The organism is Alteromonas sp. G4i13, from assembly GCF_054960505.1.
In genome coordinates, this window is the sequence record NZ_JBHNYX010000007.1 from 40,748 (window position 1) to 61,844 (window position 21,097).

At 44.9% G+C, this 21,097-nt stretch carries 18 protein-coding genes; 9 read left to right on the top strand and 9 right to left on the bottom strand.

Annotation, left to right across the window (positions count from 1 at the left end):
• Positions 1-723 precede the first annotated feature (723 nt).
• The 4 genes from ACFI6J_RS04795 to ACFI6J_RS04810 all read left to right on the top strand — a co-directional run bounded on the left by ACFI6J_RS04795 (position 724) and on the right by ACFI6J_RS04810 (position 4,242).
• On the top strand, positions 724-1,281 hold the full coding sequence (locus ACFI6J_RS04795) for a GbsR/MarR family transcriptional regulator (RefSeq protein WP_014999724.1): 558 nt from the start codon (positions 724-726) through the stop codon (positions 1,279-1,281).
• Between the two features lie 11 nt (positions 1,282-1,292).
• Positions 1,293-2,666, top strand: a complete 1,374-nt coding sequence (locus tag ACFI6J_RS04800) for a cytochrome ubiquinol oxidase subunit I (protein ID WP_348670290.1) — start codon at positions 1,293-1,295, stop codon at positions 2,664-2,666.
• Between the two features lie 11 nt (positions 2,667-2,677).
• Positions 2,678-3,685, top strand: coding sequence for a cytochrome d ubiquinol oxidase subunit II (locus tag ACFI6J_RS04805; protein ID WP_348670291.1), 1,008 nt, complete (start codon positions 2,678-2,680; stop codon positions 3,683-3,685).
• Between the two features lie 392 nt (positions 3,686-4,077).
• Positions 4,078-4,242 (top strand): hypothetical protein, encoded by a 165-nt coding sequence (locus tag ACFI6J_RS04810; protein WP_014950935.1) that lies wholly within the window; start codon positions 4,078-4,080, stop codon positions 4,240-4,242.
• Between the two features lie 41 nt (positions 4,243-4,283).
• On the opposite strand, the gene ACFI6J_RS04815 is transcribed toward ACFI6J_RS04810, so the two are convergent.
• The 8 genes from ACFI6J_RS04815 to prlC form a co-directional block, all read right to left on the bottom strand.
• Positions 4,284-4,766, bottom strand: a complete 483-nt coding sequence (locus ACFI6J_RS04815; RefSeq protein WP_014950937.1) for an Lrp/AsnC family transcriptional regulator — start codon at positions 4,764-4,766, stop codon at positions 4,284-4,286.
• 79 nt (positions 4,767-4,845) lie between these two features.
• Entirely contained in the window at positions 4,846-5,490 is a 645-nt protein-coding gene (locus tag ACFI6J_RS04820) for a hypothetical protein (protein ID WP_462585753.1), read from the bottom strand.
• A 396-nt stretch (positions 5,491-5,886) separates the two neighbouring features.
• Positions 5,887-6,096 carry a transcription antiterminator/RNA stability regulator CspE gene (gene cspE, locus ACFI6J_RS04825; RefSeq protein ID WP_012519905.1) on the bottom strand — a complete coding sequence of 70 codons (210 nt, stop codon included), beginning with the start codon at positions 6,094-6,096 and terminating at the stop codon, positions 5,887-5,889.
• 293 nt (positions 6,097-6,389) lie between these two features.
• Positions 6,390-8,018 carry a ubiquinone biosynthesis regulatory protein kinase UbiB gene (ubiB, locus tag ACFI6J_RS04830; protein ID WP_462585755.1) on the bottom strand — a complete coding sequence of 543 codons (1,629 nt, stop codon included), beginning with the start codon at positions 8,016-8,018 and terminating at the stop codon, positions 6,390-6,392.
• Positions 8,019-8,041: 23 nt separating this feature from the next.
• On the bottom strand, positions 8,042-8,677 hold the full coding sequence (locus tag ACFI6J_RS04835; protein ID WP_348670295.1) for a ubiquinone biosynthesis accessory factor UbiJ: 636 nt from the start codon (positions 8,675-8,677) through the stop codon (positions 8,042-8,044).
• Positions 8,677-9,474: a bifunctional demethylmenaquinone methyltransferase/2-methoxy-6-polyprenyl-1,4-benzoquinol methylase UbiE gene (gene ubiE, locus ACFI6J_RS04840; RefSeq protein ID WP_014950941.1), complete on the bottom strand. Its 798-nt coding sequence runs from the start codon at positions 9,472-9,474 to the stop codon at positions 8,677-8,679. Before ubiE ends, ACFI6J_RS04835 begins: the two co-directional genes overlap by 1 nt.
• 172 nt (positions 9,475-9,646) lie before the next feature.
• Positions 9,647-10,348 carry a DNA-3-methyladenine glycosylase I gene (locus ACFI6J_RS04845; RefSeq protein WP_014977550.1) on the bottom strand — a complete coding sequence of 234 codons (702 nt, stop codon included), beginning with the start codon at positions 10,346-10,348 and terminating at the stop codon, positions 9,647-9,649.
• Between the two features lie 6 nt (positions 10,349-10,354).
• Positions 10,355-12,391, bottom strand: coding sequence for an oligopeptidase A (gene prlC, locus ACFI6J_RS04850; RefSeq protein WP_014977551.1), 2,037 nt, complete (start codon positions 12,389-12,391; stop codon positions 10,355-10,357).
• 316 nt (positions 12,392-12,707) lie between these two features.
• Here prlC and ACFI6J_RS04855 point away from each other — a divergent pair, with 316 nt between their 5' ends.
• The 5 genes from ACFI6J_RS04855 to gorA all read left to right on the top strand — a co-directional run bounded on the left by ACFI6J_RS04855 (position 12,708) and on the right by gorA (position 18,766).
• Positions 12,708-13,268 carry a response regulator gene (locus ACFI6J_RS04855; protein ID WP_014977552.1) on the top strand — a complete coding sequence of 187 codons (561 nt, stop codon included), beginning with the start codon at positions 12,708-12,710 and terminating at the stop codon, positions 13,266-13,268.
• A 23-nt stretch (positions 13,269-13,291) separates the two neighbouring features.
• Positions 13,292-14,116: a phosphate/phosphite/phosphonate ABC transporter substrate-binding protein gene (locus ACFI6J_RS04860; RefSeq protein ID WP_156086997.1), complete on the top strand. Its 825-nt coding sequence runs from the start codon at positions 13,292-13,294 to the stop codon at positions 14,114-14,116.
• Between the two features lie 10 nt (positions 14,117-14,126).
• Positions 14,127-15,794, top strand: coding sequence for a HAMP domain-containing sensor histidine kinase (locus ACFI6J_RS04865; RefSeq protein ID WP_014950946.1), 1,668 nt, complete (start codon positions 14,127-14,129; stop codon positions 15,792-15,794).
• A 70-nt stretch (positions 15,795-15,864) separates the two neighbouring features.
• Complete coding sequence (gene nosR / locus ACFI6J_RS04870; protein ID WP_014977555.1) at positions 15,865-17,172, top strand: response regulator c-di-GMP phosphodiesterase, NosR family; 1,308 nt, start codon at positions 15,865-15,867, stop codon at positions 17,170-17,172.
• Positions 17,173-17,416: 244 nt separating this feature from the next.
• A complete protein-coding gene (gorA, locus tag ACFI6J_RS04875; protein ID WP_348670296.1) occupies positions 17,417-18,766 on the top strand; it encodes a glutathione-disulfide reductase in 1,350 nt (449 codons plus the stop codon).
• Between the two features lie 77 nt (positions 18,767-18,843).
• Here gorA and ACFI6J_RS04880 read toward each other — a convergent pair whose 3' ends face one another.
• Positions 18,844-21,090, bottom strand: a complete 2,247-nt coding sequence (locus tag ACFI6J_RS04880) for a molybdopterin oxidoreductase family protein (RefSeq protein WP_462556645.1) — start codon at positions 21,088-21,090, stop codon at positions 18,844-18,846.
• Positions 21,091-21,097: the final 7 nt, after the last annotated feature.

Consider the following 21,097-nt stretch of genomic DNA (forward strand, 5'->3'; position numbering starts at 1 on the left):
CGGGTTCAGTTGTAATCACTTCATGCTTGTTTTCATCGAACTCAACGTAAAAAACCATTGAATACATTCAAATGATAAAACCTGAAAACTAGTACAAGATTTAACTTCTCGCCAGATAGAAAGCAGTAACTATTAATAAACAAAAACTAATATCTCTTTATTTTATATAGAGTTACTGAGCAAAGCAGACCATAACGCGTTGAAAAGTGTAAAGACAGTAGACATAAGGATAAGACAACAAGGATAGGGGTAAACCCCTATAGCAATTACTAAACCCCCAAATTTAGTTAGCTGTATGAATCATTAGATTTATTATCGAGCGATATTATTTAAAACCCACACCTTCATATTGGTATAAAAATCAATACTCACGTATTGAACCACATCTCAGAGTTAAGCTTTATAATTAACCAAGAGGTCAAAAATCCATGTTTTGAGTAAACTCAGTTCCTATTAAAGGCCGTGCTCCCTCATCACGAACAAAACATAAAGATGGAAAGAAAACAAACCTCCATCAGACGTTATCACTTAGCACTCTTTTGGATTTGAAACGTTTTTTTACTCAAATACATCAAGCATTCGTTGCGTTATTTTGGGTCATCCTAAATTCGGGTAATTAGCTCCTCGCCATTAAATTTTTCTTATTTTTATTCTCTTTCTATTGATCTTGATCAAACTAATAACTAAACTTTCAGTAATTTCTGAAACTTCTGGAAGGTAAAAATGAAAATGACGCCTTTAATTACATCTGCGGTAATGCACTTTGGCGAAATGGGAAGTCGTTGGGGTTTCAACAGAACAGTTGGGCAAATTCTAGCGCTTATTGTTTTAAACGAAGAGCCCATTTCGGCGCAGGAAATTGCGGATGCACTCAACATATCCAGAGGCAATACCAGCATGGGTTTAAAAGAGCTTCAGTCATGGCGCTTAGTTAAACAGCATCTTGTTCCTGGTGAGAGAAAAGAGTTCTTTATTCCGGCTGGCGATATTTGGACATTGGCCAATAGAGTATTTGAAGAACGAAGAAAGCGCGAGATAGACCCAACCATGAGTCTACTGCGTGATTTGTTGCTTGACGCACCTGCCAATGAAAAAGAGGCAAATGCACAACATAAACTGAACGAAATTCACGATTTACTCGAATCAATTACGGCATGGTCTGAAGAGCTTCAAAATCTTGGGCCTGAAAAGTTAAACACGTTGATGAAGTTGGGTTCTGGCGTGGGCCGTATGCTTGAGCTTAAGGACAAGCTACTTCCGGGGAAAAACAGCGTTAACTAAGGGGGCCTTCTGTGGATGCATTCTTGCTGTCTCGTTTACAATTTGCGTTAAATATTAGTTTTCATATTTTGTTTCCAACCATCACCATGGCGATGGGCTGGTTTCTATTTTACTTTAAGCTGCGCTCTAATATTTCAGGTCACCCTGTGTGGATGCGTATGTATCGCTTTTGGGTACGTGTCTTTGCCCTAAGCTTCGCCTTGGGTGTAGTAAGCGGCGTCACTATGTCATTTCAGTTTGGTACTAACTGGCCTGGATTTATGGAGAAAGTAGGTAATGTGGCGGGGCCACTACTCGGTTATGAGGTACTTACCGCCTTTTTCTTAGAAGCCACGTTTTTAGGCATCATGCTGTTTGGCATACACCGTGTTCCGAACTGGCTGCATACGGCTTCAACCCTTATTGTTGCACTTGGCACCACTACTTCTGCGTTCTGGATACTAGCTTTAAATAGCTGGATGCAAACCCCACAGGGTTTTGAAGTGGTCGACGGCGTTGTGTATGCCACAAACTGGAAAGAAATTATCTTTAACCCATCTTTCCCTTACCGCTTTGTACATATGATGTTAGCGTCTGGACTGACGGCCAGCTTCCTGATAGCTGGGCTTTCAGCCTACCGCATGCTTAAAGGCGACGACAAGCTTGCGCCTAAGCTCGCGCTTAAAACCGCCACCTATACGGCGGCCGTGTTAATCCCGCTACAAATTTTTGCTGGCGACATGCATGGTTTAAATACGCTTGAGCATCAGCCTCAGAAAGTAGCGGCGATGGAAGGACTTTGGGAGACCACTGAAGGTGCACCTTTGTTACTTTTTGCAATTCCTGACGAAGAAAGCAAAGAGAATCATTTTGAAATTCCCATTCCCTATGGCGCAAGTTTAATTCTTACTCACGAACTTAAGGGCGAGATTAAAGGGTTAAATGAGTTTGAAGGAGAGCATCCGCCCGTTGCCCCTGTTTTCTTCGGTTTTAGGGTTATGGTGGGTATGGGCATGTTGATGCTCGCTGTGTCATGGCTTGGCAGTCTTTATCTTATGCGTAACAAAGACTTCCCAATTTGGCTTAAACGCACGTTTGCAGGTATGGCGTTTAGCGGCTGGATTGCTACCTTAGCAGGCTGGTACGTAACGGAAATAGGCCGTCAGCCCTATTTGGTAAGCGGTGTATTAAGAACCGCTGATGCCGTTACCCAATTGCCACCGGCGAATATTGCTCTGTCGTTCACGCTCTACCTTGTTATCTATACGGTACTTCTAATTGCATACATGGGAACACTTATGTTGATGTGCAGAAGAGCCGTTGAAATTGAAGAGATAACTACGGAAGAGCGCGAAGTTGCCAAGGCAAAAATGCAACCTACTGACCCAGACCCAAGCACGGTTTAAGGAGAGCAAACATGTTTGAAAATGTATCAGCAGAAATGCTCGGAAATATTTATGTGGGTTTACTTGGTCTATCTGTATTGCTGTACGCCATTTTAGATGGCTACGACTTGGGTGTGGGTGTACTTATTCCGCCAAGAACAGAAGCGTTTCGCGATGACATGATAGCCTCCATAGGACCTTACTGGGATGCTAATGAGACGTGGCTTGTGCTCGCCATAGGTCTACTGCTTATTGCTTTCCCTGAAGCCCATAGTGAGTTTTTACAAACCTTGTACTTGCCTGCCACCTTCATGTTATTAGGGCTTATTTTGCGCGGCGTAGCGTTCGATTTTCGCGCCAAGGTTGTGCAGGTGAAAAAGCGTAAGTGGGACATGGTATTCAAATACGGTTCGCTTTTAACCACATTAGCTCAAGGGTACATGTTGGGTATATACGTGACGGGGCTTCGCACAGATATTTGGGCGCAAGGCTTTGCACTTCTCGCTGCATTTGGTGTTACGGCTGCCTATGCGTTTATTGGCTCGTGCTGGTTAATACTTAAAGGCGAAGGTGAGCTTCAACAAAAAGCGTATTACTGGGCCAGAAAAGGTTTAGGGGTACTGGCGGTAGGGATTGTCGCGGTAAGTATCGCAAACCTAACCTTACACGATGACGTACGAGATTTATGGTTGTCTGCTCCTTGGGGTTATGTGCTTTTCGCTATTCCAGTAGCGTGTTTTGCGCTTCTAGCACTATGTGGTGTGTTGCTTAAAAAACTGCCTGATGCACAAGGGAAAGGCGAATGGCTTCCGTTCTTTATTGCCCTTCTAGTATTTTTACTTTGTTTCACCGCATTCGGCATAAGCTACTATCCGTTTATCATTCCTGGACAGATGACAGTGATGGATGCGCTTAGTGATGCAAGCTCTCTGCGCTTCTTGCTTGTTGGCGTAGTTATTGTTGTACCTATTATTTTGGCTTATACGGCCATGGTATATAAGATATTCTCCGGTAAATCAGAGAAGCTTTCTTACTACTAGCATTCGTTGATGGGATCGCAGCAGATCCCAATTACTTAAAACAATAGTGAACATCATTGAAAGTCAATGGTGTTCACTTTCTATTCAGCGCTATACTAAACGCTATACGTTGCGAGTTTCTTGCGGTTCCCGTCGCCTTTTCTATGCGTGGGACATTTGCGGCGACCAGTATCACCTACCCACGAACTCGATCTGAAAACCTGCGATCAAAATATGATCCTTTCCCTCGAACAATGTATACCAATAACTAAAGGATGTTTAGCGTTAGCTAGTCTACCCTTAAGGTGTGATCAAAATTTAAACGTTACTTACCGTTAAATATTTTGTTGACATCAAACTGTAATATTACTATATTTTATTTGGGGCAATTTTTAATAGAAGGAGCCAATACCATGGAAAATGTATTCCATTCGTTCTCACGGTTCTTCAAGCGCGCGCACCCCTACACAGTCGCTCACTATATCGGCCGTAAAAATGCGCAGCGTATCTTAGGATGTAAAATCAAAAAGAAATCCAAGATATTCGCCGACCAGCACGTTGAAGACCAAAATCATTAATTTATATGGGGCCCGTCAAACCGGCCCCATTTTTTTAAGCGTTAAATATGGTTAAGCGGTACCGAGGTTGTGTACTTAATCTGCTCCATTGCAAAGCTTGAAGTGACGTCGGAAAATTCTATACCGTTAACCAATCGCTTATAAAAATGATCAAAGCAATCCATATCGGTAACGAGAACTTTTAGCAGGTAATCGTATTCGCCAGACATACGATAACATTCAACAACTTCATCAAATGACGCGGCGTGCTTGGCGAAACTTGCCAGCCACTTACCATCATGTCTGCCCGCTTTTACCTGAACGAATACTGTCATCGCAAGGCCCAGGTGTTTTGCTTGCAACAGCGCTACTCGCCTAGAGATTATGCCCTTCTCTTCTAGCTTTTGAATACGCCGCCAGCAGGGCGTTACCGTAAGCCCAACTTGCTCAGCGATTTCTGCGACAGGCGTGTCAGCGTTATTCTGTAGCATGGCCAAAATGGCTTTATCTATTGTGTCTATACCGCTTGTTTTTTCACTACGCATAGTGAGATGTTGCCCTTTATTTCCATGTTCTTAGTTTTTCAGCGAATTACGTCAGGCGCTTTACTTTTATGGAGGCTATTTAAAGCCACCAAGGCTGATTAAAGTCGACATTTTCTGGTGCAATTTCGTATTGAAAGGGAGGCGTGAATACATCCCAAAATGCATCCCGCAAGTCCTCGTCTATTATGCTAAGTTTACCTGCATCGCGATAACGAGATAACAGTGTATTGTAAGCGTCAATCGGCATTTGCGGGTTAGACTGGCGAAAGATAACACGCCCTCCAAACTCTTCATACATCGCTTTTTCTGTTTGAAACTGTATAACCTGCTTGGTCGCTATCTCTTTAATGGGTTTCGTGGCCGTTTCACTTGAAACCTGACCTTCAAACTTCTCGATAAACTTGCTTACCAGTGTTTGATTAACAGTTATGCCTTTTTGTTTTGCATAGTCCTCTAAAACAAGCTCATAAATTCTGTTAGACGCATTTACACGGACCACATAATCAAGCATACCTGCGTAATTGTCTTTCGCTTGCTGCTTCAAGTTTTTACGTTCTTCTTCGCTAGGCACGACGTCTGCCATACGGATTTCGGTATTAAGCACCATTGCTAAAACACCCTGATCATCGACTTGTCCATTTGCCTGAGCAGCATAAGCAAGGTTTGAACTTAGAATAAGTAGCGCGGTGGCCAATGAAGATCGAATAGTTGATGTCATGCGCATTAAGCACTCCCTGTAGACGTATTTATCGCCGCGATTACGAACACTTTGAGTCTCGCTGAGTGGGTAATTAACTGTGCGGACTGGTATTACCCAAATGGGCGTTGTAATGAGTAAAGCATTAAACGCTATGACTACGCAATACCGTGGCGTACTGATATTAGGAATATGCTGCGAGCTTCAAATTTATTGGGGTGAACGAGTGCTTATGTGGTGTAGTCGAGAGAGGATGACGATAGCGACGCAGTAGACTAGCTATTGATGAAAGCGTTATTCGTTAAAAATGATATATACCAAAAGCGGTATGGACTAAAAGCTTTGTCGCGCGTTTAGCGTGGGTGTGGAAATACAGACATTAGAAAGAAAAACGGCGGTCAAATGACCGCCGTTTTTGAATTCTTAGATAGCTTGCACGTTAGCAGCTTGAAGACCTTTTTGACCTTCTTCAACTTCAAATTCTACTCGCTGACCTTCTGGAAGCGTTTTGTAACCGTCAGAGATGATCGCACGGAAATGAACGAATACGTCCTTACCGCCGTTATCTTGAGTTAGAAAACCGTAACCTTTATCAGCGTTGAACCACTTAACTGTGCCTGTAACTTTAGACATGTCGTATAGACCTCAAATATCGTATTAAATTGCGCATAAGCGCGTGTAACTAAGTTCTTTAGAGTCTTTAAATTGGCGGAGTATTGGGTCTTACTTACGAATGGACAAACAACTTACAACAAATTACCGGGTAACTCGAGTGGTTTAACATATAGCAAATAATACAAAATCGCGTCTCTTTAAAGACTTTGGCTAAAAGCCAAAGCCACTATAACACTCTTCGGGACGATTAATATACAAATTAATTGATAAACTACGGATTTCATAAATATTTCACCGCAGCGTAACAAAAATTAATGCCCTTTCCGCCAGGCTAAATACCAGCAAATTGCGCCAATTACGCCTGTACTTGCAGGGAAATACCAAGATAAATCGTACATTGGTAGTATTGCTGTCATTAACACAAAGGTGGCGCCCACTACGCTTAAATGAGTGGTCTGAGTTGTTTTCTTTTGCTCTTGGAGCAGTGCCAAATGTGCCCTTTGTTGTTGCAATGGCAAGCGCTTCATTTGCTGTAAACTGTCGTACAGCAGGTCTGGCATTTCAGGTAGTTTTTCAGACCAGAAAGGTAAGTTGTCTTTCACCTTCCCCATCATGGCGGTAAAGCCAATCTGCTCTTTCATCCAGTTTTCAAGAAACGGCTTAGCGGTTTTCCAAAGGTCGAGCTGAGGATACAACTGACGTCCTAAGCCTTCGATATACAGCAGTGTTTTTTGCAGTAGCACAAGCTGTGGCTGCACAACCATATTGAAACGTCGTGCCGTATTAAATAGCTGCAGCAGCACGTTACCAAAAGATATTTCAGCCAGTGGCTTTTGGAATATAGGTTCACATACCGTGCGGATGGCCATCTCGAACTCATCGATATTGGTATCTTGCGGTACCCAGCCTGAGTCGGCGTGAAGCTGCGCGACTTTGCGATAGTCGCGGTTGAAGAAGGCAATAAAGTTTTCCGCCAAATAACGTTTATCTTCACGATTGAGCGTACCCACAATGCCAAAATCGATGGCGATATATTTAGGGTTTTCAGGGTGTTCGGTAGATACAAATATATTGCCCGGGTGCATGTCTGCATGGAAAAAACTGTCGCGAAATACCTGAGTGAAGAATACTTCCACACCGCGCTCGGCCAATTTTTTCATATTGGTATTTTGGGTAAGTAATGCGTCTATATTTGAGATTGGCAGACCGTAAATACGCTCCATAACCAACACATTACTGCGGCAATAGTCACTGTAAATTTTAGGTACATAAAGCGCGTCAGAACCTTCAAAATTACGCCCTAACTGAATACCGTTTGCAGATTCACGCAGTAAATCAAGCTCATCAACAATGGTCTTGCGGTATTCCACAACCACTTCGACAGGACGCAGCCGTCTGCCGTCAGGAAGCCAGCGTTGAAGCACGTTAGCCAAGCTAAACAATAGCTCCATGTCCGCCACGATGGTATCGCGAATATCTGGGCGCAACACCTTTACCACAACGTCTTCATTGTTATGCTTTAACTTTGCCGCATGAACTTGGGCGATAGAGGCAGACGCCAGTGGCGCCTTTTCAAATTCACTGAATAATTCGCTTAAGTCAGAAAGTCCCAACGCTTGCTTGATAATGTCTTGTGCAGCGTCAGATGAAAACGGCGGAACTTTGTCTTGTAAACGGGCAAGTTCATTAGCAATGGCAGGGGGAAGCAAGTCTCGGCGGGTAGAGAGCATCTGGCCGAATTTAATAAAAACAGGCCCAAGGTTTTGTAGTGCAAGGGTAATACGCTCGCCGGCTGACTTGCCCTTGTGCTTGTTTCGCACCCCAAAAATGGTATGACGCATAGCCCGCGCGTACCAGGGTAACCACTTTGCTGGAATAAGTTCGTCTAAGCCGTGTTCCAACAATACCTTGTTAATTCGGTATAACCTAACAATACGCATTTATGAGCCTGTTTCTCTCAATCTTACTTAAATTTTTCTTCTAGGCGGCGCAGTCTCGCATCGGCACTTTCTGCTCGATCGCGAAGCGCATTAACTTCGTCACTAAAGTGCATAACCGCCAGCTTGTGTGCAGCAAGCTGCTTTTCTTCTACTACGGCGTTACCGAATACCTTTGCCATGGACGCTAGCGCTGACATCGACTTCTCATGCACGGTTTTCACCGTTTTCACGGTCTGATGGGCAATAACATCGTTAGTCTTTTGTGCTAATAACTCTTCAATGTCGATATCGAGCTGCTGAAACAATGCACTGACTTGCTGAGCAACATTTAGCTCTCCTTCCAAAAAGAGGGCTTTTTGCTGAATAAGACGAGTCAACTGGCTGGTTTCTTTTAACTCTGGCAAGGTTTGTAGCGACGTTTTAATACAACAGTCTTTCGGCCCAAGGGACGCGACGGCGTCTTCAAACGAGCCTTGTGCGCTGAGTACGTCAATACGGTCAGAAAACGACAGCGTAATACCATAAGGAAGCGGCGAAATGAACGCGGTAAGCCTGGCGCCAGCAAGCGCTTTTAGCCTTACTTCGCTGTCTTCGTCTAAAGACAGCAACTTGTTTAAAACCGATTCAGCCGTTGCGGTAACCAGCGCAGAAGTAGGCATTAAAACTTATAACCTCTATGTAGCGCTACAATACCGCCAGTCAGGTTTTGGTAATCACATTGCTCAAAGCCAGCCTGCTCGAACATCCCCTTCAAGGTTTCTTGATCTGGGTGCATACGTATGCTTTCCGCAAGGTATTGGTAGCTTTCTGCATCGTTCGCCACTAGCTGACCCATTTTTGGCAAAATGTGAAACGAGTACATATCGTAAAGTTTGCTGAGCTGCTCTGACGTAGGCTTAGAAAATTCTAATACCAGTAAACGGCCGCCTGGTTTTAACACGCGAAAAATAGAATTTAGCGCGTTTTGCTTTTCCGTTACGTTTCTAAGACCGAATGCCATGGTCACCACATCAAAATGGTTGTCGGGGAAAGGCAGTGCTTCCGCGTCAGCTTGCACATAATCGATGTTGCTTACCAAGCCGCGATCGCGAAGCTTATCGCGGCCTACTTTCAGCATAGACAAGTTGATATCGGCAAGGGTTACACGCCCTGTAGGGCCTACCAAGCGAGAGAACTTAGCAGTTAAATCGCCAGTACCACCGGCAATATCCAATACTTTATTGCCCGCGCGGACACCGCTGCAGTCTATTGTAAAACGCTTCCATAAACGATGCACTCCCATCGACATAAGGTCGTTCATTACGTCGTACTTTGCTGCAACAGAGTCAAAAACATTAGCAACTAAAGAGGCTTTTTGCCCTTTATCCACCTGTTTGAAACCAAAGTGCGTTGTATGCTCAGTAGCATTGTCGATTGCAGAGTCTGCTTGCGTAGCGGGAGTTTGATTGTCGCTCATGACAGTCCTGTAATTTGAATATTTTTATTAATGCCGAAGTGTATAGGATTGTGTGCTCAAGCAAAAGCTTTATGCCTGACTGTCTCCTGATGTAAATCAAGCCTTTGACCTTCACAAAAGCGGAGCCTGCAAGGCACAAGCTCGCTTGTTTAGAAGACTAGAGCAGCTTGCTCTACGCTACCTGATTGTTTGTGCCCCAACTATAGGCAACAATGGCACTGATCTCTTGCAAAGAACGGCCGCTTTCCTCATGCCATTGCGCAAATGCCGCATTGGCCGCCGACAGCGACTTTTTCGAGGTTAAGCCACCGTCGATAATTTCATTCTTTCGCAAGTAATCTTCCACGTCACGAGAGAATAAAAACGTGTCTATGCCGAGTGCACGAAGCATGTAGGGGCCGGTGTTGCCACCCAATCGCGCACCGCGTTTTTTCAAAAACGCCCAAAGCTCAGTGATATTGTCTTTTTCAAAGCCTGCTACGAACTTACCAAAGCTACCGTGCTCTAGGGCTACGTCTTTGATCATCATGGCATTGTCACGCACTGTCATCACTTTTTTGTAGTTGCGAACAATGCGCTTATCTGACGCTTTTTGCTCTAGCATTTCATCGGGCATCAACAACACTTTATCAATGTCGAACCCGAAAAATACGGTTTCAAAGTCGGGCCACTTTTGCTCAATAACTCGCCAAACGAAGCCCGACTGGAACACTTTTTTGGTCATCGCCGCTAAAAAGCGGTCGTCAGGAATTGCTTCAATTTGCGCTTTAGAAAGTGGTGCTTGGAGCATGGCTTCAAGCACCCTTTCACCGCCTTTGCGCTCGCACGCTCGGCGGTAGATAGATTGAAAAGACTCTAGCTTAGACTCTTTCATGTGTGCCTAGCCTTTAATACCGCTGTGACGAAGCAAAGCGTCAACTTGCGGCTCGCGCCCTCTAAAAGCAACAAACAAGTCCATAGGAGGCTTACTACCGCCCATTTCTAAAATGTTTTCTAAGAACGCTTTGCCCGTATCGCGGTTAAAGATGCCATCCTCTTCAAACTTGCTGTACGCGTCGGCAGAAAGCACCTCAGCCCACTTGTAGCTGTAGTAGCCCGCTGCGTATCCACCTGCAAATATATGACCAAAGCCGTTTTGGAAACGGTTAAACGATGGAGGAATGACCACGGCCACCTCTTCACGCACTTTATCCAATGTGCCCTGTACGTCTACCTCACTGCCCTTTTCGCTATGCAGTAAGAAGTCGAAAAGACTGAATTCAAGCTGGCGTACCATCTGCATCGCTGACTGGTAATCCCGTGCAGCAAGCATACGCTCCAGTAAATCAGCAGGAAGCGGTTCGCCAGTTTCATAGTGACCAGAGATAAAGTTAAGTGCGTCTTCTTCCCAGCACCAGTTTTCTAAAAACTGACTTGGCAGTTCAACCGCATCCCATGGCACACCGTTAATACCGGACACACCCGCTACGCGCATTTTAGTAAGCATGTGATGGATCCCATGACCAAACTCATGGAACATGGTCACCACTTCATCGTGGGTAAATAGCGCTGGCTTATCCCCTACAGGTGCGTTGAAATTACAGGTAAGGTACGCAACGGGTAGCTGCAATTCGCCATTCATTTTTTCACGACGTACGCGACATTCATCCATCCACGCGCCGCCACGCTTTTTAGCTCGTGCGTATAAGTCTAGGTAAAAGCTGCCGCGCATCACATCAGCATCGTCAGTAATGGTGAAGTAACGTACATCTTTATGCCACGTATCAATGCCAGGCTGCTCAATAATTTTTAAGCCGTACAGGCGATGTACAACTTCGAATAAACCAGACAGCACTTTATCTTCAGGGAAATAAGGCCGAAGCATTTCATCAGAAATCGTGTACTTTTCCTGTTTCAGTTTCTCGCTGTAATACGGTAAATCCCATGCCGCTAGCTCGCTGACACCATGCTTGTCTTTCGCGTACGCTCGTACTTCTTCAAGCTCTTTCTCTGCCTGAGGCTTAGACTTAGCCGCCAAATCACGTAAGAAACCGATGACCTGATCGGTAGAGTCTGCCATTTTAGTCGCTAGTGAACGCTCTGCATAACTTGAAAAACCTAACAATTCAGCCAGTTCAGTACGCAGCGTTAAGGTTTCTTTGATTATATCGGTGTTATCCCACTTACCCGCATTAGGGCCTTGATCAGACGCTTTTGTTGCATAGGCGCGATACATTTCTTCGCGAAGTTCGCGATTATCGGCGTAAAGCATGACTGGCAAATAAGACGGAATGTCTAACGTAAACAACCAGCCTTGTAAGTCTTTTTGGTGCGCAGCTTGCGCCGCTGCTTCAAGGGCTGACTCTGGCATACCGGCAAGTTCAGCTTCATCGGTAATGTGTTTAGTCCAGCCCATAGTGGCGTCCATCACATTATTGGAAAAGGTTGATGATAGCTCGCTAAGCTTTGCCTGAATCTCTGCAAAACGCTTCTTTTGCTCTGCGGGAAGCGCTACACCTGACAATGTGAAATCGCGAACGGCGTTTTCAATCACTTTCTGCTGCTCTTCGCTTAGAGTCGCAAATTCGTCAGACGCTTTGAGGGAAGCGTAAGCATTGTAAAGGCCTTCGTGCTGGCCTACCCAAGTTCCGTATTCAGATAATAATGGTAAACACGCATCGTGGGCTTCACGCAATTCATCGCTGCTCACCACGCTATTCATATGAGAAACGGGTGAAAATATTTTACTTAAACGATCATCGGCCTCTTCAAGGCGCAGCACTAAATTCTGGTAAGAGTAATCTTTCGACGCCACGACCTCATCTATTTCGCTTTTGCACGCCGCAATGGCTTTTTCAATTGCAGGCTTGATAGAGGCAGGTTCAATAGCAGAAAAAATTGGTAGACCATCTACCATTTCAATTGCAGGGGTTGTCATAATCTTTTTCACTCTTAACACGTTGATAGAATAATGATGGGGCTTCGCTGATTAAAAGCAAGCTATTGTTTTAGCCACTGTTGACCTATTTTGAACTTACTTGCCGTTAACGTGCATGGATCATGATTATTGCCTATATTTACGAATTCAATGAATGCCGCTGCACCGTTTTTCTTGATGCCCCTCATAAAAACTGAACAACACAGCCACCTCTACTAAGCGCTGTCACAAATGTCACATTTCATCCTTTTGTCTACTTTGTCCCTTCGCTGTTCAGCGTCTATAATTTCGATTAATAAATCTACAAGGCATAGATATGAAAACGTTGACCTCAGGCGAAATAGCCTCGTATTGCGATGTAAATCTGCGCACCGTAATTCGATGGATCGAAAGCGGTAAGCTGAAAGGCTTCAAACTTCCTGGGCGTGGAAACAACAGAGTATTAGTAGAAGATTTTGTCGCCTTTCTTGAACGACACGACATGCCAATTCCCGATTCATTGAAAGGCATTGCCACGCCCTCAATATTAATTGTTGACGATGAAATGCCAGTTGCCAAGTCTATTCAGCGCGTGGCCAGACGGGCGGGTTATGAGTCGTATATCGCTACAGGCGGCTTCCAAGCGGGGATTATGCTGAGCCAATACGAGCCCAAAGTCATGACCCTTGATTTAAGTATGCCAGGCATGGACGGTTACAGCGTTATCGAATTCACGCGAGATCAAAGTAAATATAAAGATCTCAAAATTGTGGTCATATCGGCACTCGATGAAATTAGCCTGGAGCGCGCGCTTGAGATAGGGGCTGATGCCACCTTACAAAAGCCGTTCTCAAATCATGACTTAACAATGGTCCTTGAGCAGTTTATGTCGATGTAAATCGATTTAAAGGGAGTGACATTATGGCTTGGTTATCGCGATTCGCTCTTTTAAGTTTGCTTGTAGGTGTTTGCGCATTACCGACAAATGCTAAACCCCTTACTTTTGCTGTTGTACCTCAGCAGTCTGCCAAGAAAATGGCTGAAACATGGCAACCCTTAATCGACTATGTGAGCAATTACACCGGTTTTGAGATTGATTTTAAAACTGCAAAAGACATTCCCACCTTCGAGGCGAATCTCGCCGACGGCAAATATGATATTGCCTACATGAACCCCTACCACTTTGTGGTCTTTAATGAATCTGCGGGATACCGCGCGCTTGCGCGCCAACGCGATAAAGAAATTCGCGGCTTACTTGTTGTACATAAAGACAGCCCCATACGATCTCTGGATGACTTAAGCGGTACCGAAGTAGCCTTCCCAGCGCCAGCTGCGTTTGCTGCCACAATTATCACAAGCGCTCACTTGCGGATGAAAAGCATTGCTTTTGTACCGCGCTACGTCAATTCTCATGACTCTGTGTACCTCGCAGTACAACGGGGCTTTTTCAATGCTGGGGGTGGCATTGTCCGTACGCTTAACAGTTCACCTGACGACGTTAAACAAGAATTACGTGTCCTTTGGAAGAGCAAAGGTTATACGCCTCATGCTATCGCAACCCATCCAAATATGGCACTCGCTGACAGACAAGCTATTCTTAATGCATTACTTGCTTTGTCGAATGACACAAGTAAGTCTTGGATTTTAAAAGGTATTGGGTTTAACGGCTTTATAGCGTCAAACGACAGTGATTGGGACGACGTGAGAGCATTGGGAATAGCGTCGCTATCGAGGCCGCATTTATGAGTAGACTCGTATGAAACTGTCGTTGCGTATAAAAACAATAACAGGCATCGCATCAATAGCAGCGCTTTTGCTGCTAGTGCTCATTGTGACGGTGTTTCAGCTACTTAATGACCTTGTCGATAGTAACATAAAGAAGTCAGCCGACACCACGGTTGCCCTTTTTGTTTCGACGACAAAAAATGCCTTTTTAAGCTACGACCTTGCAGCTCTAGATGCCGACGTCTCAGAAATTCTTACCAACCCCAATATTGCTTACGTCAAAGTTAAAGACAAATTAGGCAGAGTTTTCGTAGAAAAGGGGAACACCAACGCACTAAACCGCCCTTTTACTGCCGACACAAGTGTTTCGGACGCTGATGATGGTATTTACGACACCCGAGCCCCCATCATGGTGAACAGGACTTTGTACGGCTATGTAGAGATTGGGCTTAACATTGCTTCAGTAACTGAATCAGTATCGAGGGTGAGAAACTGGACAGTTACACTGGCTTTTCTAGAATTTATTTTGGTCGGATTGTGCTCTTACTTACTTGGCTCTTACCTGATGTCGCAACTTCATCAATTACACGAAGGCGCTAAACGTTTAGGTGATGCAGTGAAAAACAACAGCTATCAAGATGTTTTTGTTCCCGTGCGCGGCACTGATGAGTTAAGCGAACTGGCAGAGGCATTTAATCAACTGGTTGAGCGTTTAAAAGAAGAACATGCGCAGCGTCAATACGCGCAAGATGAGCTTAAAGAGCTTAACACGCTACTTGAAGAAAAGGTTCAGGATAGAACCGCATTGCTGCATCAGAAAAACTATCAACTCCAAGAGGCCAATAAAGATCTAAAAGAGACCCAGGTACAGCTACTTCAAGCTGAGAAAATGGCGTCAGTTGGCCAGCTAGCAGCGGGGGTCGCCCATGAAATTAACAACCCTGTCGGTTTTGTCAGCAGCAACATATCCACCTTAAGCGAGTACGTTGCTACCTACCAAATGATATTCTCACAAATTAACGCGGTACTTAATGAGCAAGACGAGGGTAAGCGTGCTTCTGCCTTATCAGAACTAGAAAAAATGTTAGCTAATCAGGATATGGCCTTTATCAATGAAGATATCACCGACCTTCTCAGCGATTCGAGAGACGGTTTAAGTCGGGTTGCTGAAATTGTAAAAGGGTTAAAGCTATTCTCTCGGGTAGACAGTGACCACATGCAGCAGCACAACATTAACGATTGTGTACGCACTACCCTTGCCATGGTGAACAACCAATTAAAGTATATTTGTACTGTTGAAACGCATTTAGGCAAAGTCCCTGACGTTGCCATGAATGTAGGCAAGGTTTCTCAGGTTGTTACCAACTTACTCATTAACGCGGGTCAAGCGATAGAGAGCACGGGTAAGAACGGTAAGATAACTATTACCACCTGTACTGCGGGCAAGTTTGTCGAGCTTCGTGTAGAAGACACTGGCTGCGGTATTCCATCAAGTCATTTAGACAAACTCTTCAATCCATTTTTTACAACTAAACCTGAAGGGCAAGGCACTGGCTTAGGTCTTTCAATTTCGTTTGGCATTGCTCAAGAGCATGGCGGCACGCTCTCAGCCACCAGTAAAGAGGGAGAAGGAAGCATATTTACGTTAGCGCTCCCCCTTGTTTCACACTCAGATAAAACATTAGAGAGCGAAGGATGAATCAACTAATAGTGTTATCAAGCAGCATTGCGTGTAATAGTTGTAACGTCGCTTATAAGGATAATAATTTATGACAGAGCCTACTACGGAACAAGCCACGACCTACACGGTTCTATTTGTCGACGACGAGCCGAATATCCTTCGCGCTATTAAGCGTGCGCTGTTCACTATGGACATCACCTTACTGCTTGCTGATAGTGGCGCCAAAGCGTTAGATTTAATGAGTAAACACGATGTTCACGTAGTTATTTCTGACATGAAAATGCCGCAGATGTCAGGTGCGGAATTACTCGAACAGGTCGCTATCAATTATCCCGAGACATTTAGAGTTGTGCTCACTGGCTATGCCGACATTGAGTCCACAATTAAAGCTGTAAACCAAGGCAAGATACACCGTTACCTGCAAAAGCCATGGGACAACCAAGAGCTTATTGCTGTTGTAGAAGAAGGCTTAGAACGCGTTAAGTTAAAGGCGGAAAACCTTCGTCTACAAAAACTAACACGACTGCAAAATAAAAAGCTACGCGACGTAAATGCCTCACTAGAACAAGTGGTTCAAAAGCGCACGCGCCAGATAAAAGCGGCGCTAAATAAAATCGAAAAACACAACCTTGCAATGGAGCAAGTGCTGTTCAACGTGATAAGCATTAACCCTGACATTAATGGTAAGTTTGCCATTGAGGTTAGCGAGTTGGCATCAAAACTAGCGCGTATTGCTCGGTTAGAGAAAGAAGAAATCAAACAGGTGCGTTATGCGGGCCTTATCTGCGAGCTTGGGTTACTAGGGCTTGAAAGCGAAGATTTTAAGGCGCCATTTTCAAAGCTTAAATATCAACAGCAGCAAAACTATCTATCGCAAACCAAGCAGGCTGCGTTAATACTTGCTCCGGCGCACGAACTACATCAAGTTTCTGACATTATTGAATTTCAGTTCGAGCACTATAATGGCTCAGGCTTGTATAACAAAGTTGCAAAAGAAATTCCTGCTGGCGCGCGTATTTTGGCCATAGCCCGAGATTACTGGCGCTTAGTAACCGGCAGAATGAGCGGTATCGAAATGAGCCCTCGCGATGCCAAACTAGAAATGAAAAAGCACAGAAACACCCGCTATGACGGAGAGTTTTTGGACCTGTTGCTCGAAGCAGAAGATGTAACGACATCTAAACTGCTTTCTACATCATTGAAAGCCTCGCAGCTCAAAGCAGGCATGGTACTAGCCCAAAATTTGTATAACGATAGTCACATCCTTATCCTTCCCGAGGGACATGTGTTTAGTGATGCCACCATTCAAAAACTCGTACACTTTGAAGAAGAACGTGGAAAAGCGTTTAGTATTCAAATAGAACCAGAAGAACTTTCTGCTACTATAAGTGAATAAGCTTTAAAGATTACGTGCTGAAAGCAGGATGAGCGATGCATGAATATGCTTCGCTTTGTCTTAGCCTTTTAATTAGGCTGCACTGTCCCCATTGATAAACTAAATGAAATTCCCTAAAGCAAATCTCGGTCTTTTGATTACTCTTTATGACAAGACCGATAGAGAATGATTTGCTGTGCGAACCTATCGAAGGCATTTATGCTTATCGTTTACGTTCGCCTAACCGACAAAGAAGGCTTTTTGAATGACACATTTTGATTATATATGTATTGGCGGTGGCAGCGGTGGTATCGCATCTGCAAACCGTGCAGCTAAACATGGAAAGAAGGCCGCCATCATTGAAGCGAAAGATATTGGCGGTACTTGCGTGAACGTTGGCTGCGTGCCTAAAAAAGCCATGTGGTACGGAGCACAGGTGGCTGAAGCCATACATCGCTATGCACCTGAATACGGGTTCGATTTGTCGGTAAATCACTTTAGCTGGGACAGCCTAATTGCCAGCCGCCAAGCTTATATTGAGCGTATTCATGCTTCTTACGACCGCGCTCTTACCGCAAATGACGTTACCTTAATTCGCGGTTTCGCGAAGTTTATCGATAACAACACGGTAGAAGTCAACGGCGAAAAGTACACGGCTGATCATATTACGATTGCTGTAGGTGGCCGTCCAATCATCCCAGATATTGAAGGTGCTGAGTACGGTATTGATTCTGATGGTTTCTTTGCCTTAAAAGAGCAGCCGAAGCGCGCTGTCGTGGTTGGCGCAGGCTACATTGGAGTTGAACTGGCCGGCGTTCTTCACGCCCTTGGCACAGAATCGCATTTGGTAGTTCGCAAACACGCTCCACTTAGAAATTTCGACCCTATTATTCACGAAACCTTAGTGGATATGATCCACGCTGAAGGTTGCAAATTGCACGACCATGCTAGCGTAGAGAAAGTGGAAAAAGCTGACGATGGCGAGCTATCAGTACACTTAACCAATGGCGAAGTGTTAAAAGCTAACTGCTTGATTTGGGCGATTGGCCGTAAACCCTCTACCGACAAAATTGATATTGAAAATACCGACGTTGAACTGAACGACAACGGCACGGTTAAGGTAGATAAATATCAAAACACCACGGCAAAGAATGTCTACGCGGTTGGTGATATTACCGGTGAAGCAGAGCTTACTCCGGTGGCAGTTAAAGCGGGTCGCTTGCTAAGCGAACGCTTATTCAACGGCCAAAAAGACGCTCACATGGATTACTCGCTTATTCCAACCGTTGTATTTAGTCATCCACCCATTGGCACTATTGGCCTAACCGAGCCAGAAGCTATTGAAGAATACGGTGAAGACAACGTTAAAGTGTACACCTCTAGTTTTGCGTCTATGTACACCGCGGTAACCCGCCATCGTCAAATGACAAAGATGAAGCTTGTATGTACGGGTAAAGACGAAAAAGTGGTAGGCCTTCACGGTATTGGGCACGGCATGGACGAAATTCTGCAAGGCTTCGCCGTTGCCATAAAAATGGGGGCGACCAAAGCTGACTTTGATGCGTGTGTAGCTATTCACCCTACCAGTGCAGAAGAGTTTGTTACGATGACCTAGGTAGACGCACTCAATTGAGCGCTTTCTCACAAAAGCCGGCATTAGCTTACTAGTTAATGCCGGCTTTTTTTATGTGTTTAACTTACTTTTTCTAGCTCAACGGGCACGCCATTTAGCACCGCATTTCCCGATAATTCGTCCACCTGTAAATCGTCAGTAAGAATATTGGTGTTTACCCCAGGGTGCTGACTTGCCACAGACAACTTTATGCCTTTTTTGTTGTGCCCCCATCCATGGGGAATAGATACCACGCCGGGCATAATCGCATCGGTTATCTCAGCCTCTATGGTTAGTTGGCCAACTCGCGATTTCACACTTACTTCATCGCCATCTGTAATACCATATTTAGCCCCGTCATCAGGATGAAGCTGCAGCGTACAGCGGTTATTACCTTTCACCATACGAGGGCTGTTATGCAGCCACGAATTATTGGTTTTAATATGCCGGCGCCCTATTAAAACAACGGACTGATTTTGCGGCGTACCATGATTCGCTTTTCCAAAGAAATGCGCGTTAATTCTGTCTAAATCAGCCATGAAATAATCAAAGTCTAAGTGAATCTTCTTATCTTCATGGAACAAGGCATTAGGCAAAGACGGTTGTAGCGGCCCCAAGTCGATACCATGTGGGTGTGCTTTAAGCGTATCAATCGACAACCCGCCTTCCGGAATAGCGGTTAGAGTTTCGCTTAAGTTAGCGTCAGTGCATTCTTTTTTACTTGCTGCTCGACCATAAAGACCTGCTTGCAACAAATCATCGACCACACCTTTAGGCTGCTTGTCCCAAAGCGCAGCATAGTGTGCGGTGCTTTTTCCATTTAGCGCATCGAGCCTTTCGGCTAACGAAAGATATATTTGCCAGTCGCTAAGCTGGTCTTCGTCAATGTCCACCACTGCTTCCGAATACTTAGCGAAATTTCGCACGGCAAAGTTGTGAAAAACAATGTCGTAGTGGTCGCGTTCTAGCGCGGTTACCGGAGGAAGGATCACATCTGCATGTCGGGAGGTTTCGGTAACGTAAAAATCCACCGCAACCATAAAATCGAGTTGAGGAAATGCTTTATCAAGCTGTTCTGCATTTGGTGTAGTGACCACGGGATTACCTGCACCAATTACCATGGCCTTAATTTGTCCTTCTCCCGGGGTTAAGATTTCCTCGGCTAAACACGCCACCGGATACTCACCAGCAAACGCCGGAAGCCCTCTTACGCGAGAGGTAAATCCGCCCATGCTGCCCTTGCCTGATACAGGTAATACGTCAGCGGCTGGCTGAGTAAACATCATGCCACCCCGCTTATCTAGGTTTCCGGTGAGCATATTAAACAGCATGATGAGATACTGAGTGAGCGTACCAAACGCTTGTACGCTAGCCCCCATCCTTCCATAACAAACTGCAGACTCAGCATTGCAGAAGTCCAAAACAAGCTGAGTGATTTGTGAAGCTGTAATACCGGTAAGCTCGCTCACCTTTTGTGGTGAATAATCGCGAACGTATTTTTCGACCGCTTTTATATCCTCGGCATAAGGTAAAATTTCATCCGCCTTGTATAACTGCCTTTCAAACAATACATGTAGCATAGCTAGCAGTAACAGCGCGTCACTGCCTGGACGAATAAAGTAATGTTCACAGCTAATATCGGCAGTTTCGCTGCGTTTAGGGTCGATAACGACGACCTTCCCTCCACGTTTTTGAATGCCCTTTAAACGCTTTTTCACGTTTGGCACGGTCATAATGCTGCCATTAGAGGCCAGCGGATTCCCGCCGATGATCATAAAGTGCTGCGTGTGATCAATGTCAGGAATGGGAATTTGGGAGATATGACCAAACAGTCGTCGACTAACAATATGATGGGGCAACTGGTCAACGGAGGTAGCGGAATAGCGGTTGTGCGACTTGAGGGCACGATAGAAATACGGTCCGAATAATATTGAGCCCATATTGTGCGCATTGGGATTTCCTAAATACACACCTACCGCATTATTGCCGTGTGCCTGCTGGATGTGGTGTAAATTGTTTGCGACCAAATCAAAGGCTTCATCCCACGAAATCTCTTCCCAGGTGCAGTCTTCCAATGCACTGTCTTCCGATGCACTCGCCTCGCCGTCAATTCGTACCCTTTTTACCGGGCGCTTCAAGCGGTCAGGATCGTCGTACAAGTCTTTTAACGCACTCGCTTTCGGGCAGATATGACCTTGGCTAAATGGGTTTTCTTTATCCCCTTTTATTGACAGTATTTGACGGCCTTTCGTCGCTACCTCAATACCACACATTGCTTCACAAAGCGTACAAGTAGAATAATGCAATTGTTGTTCAGCGTTGCTCACGGTAATT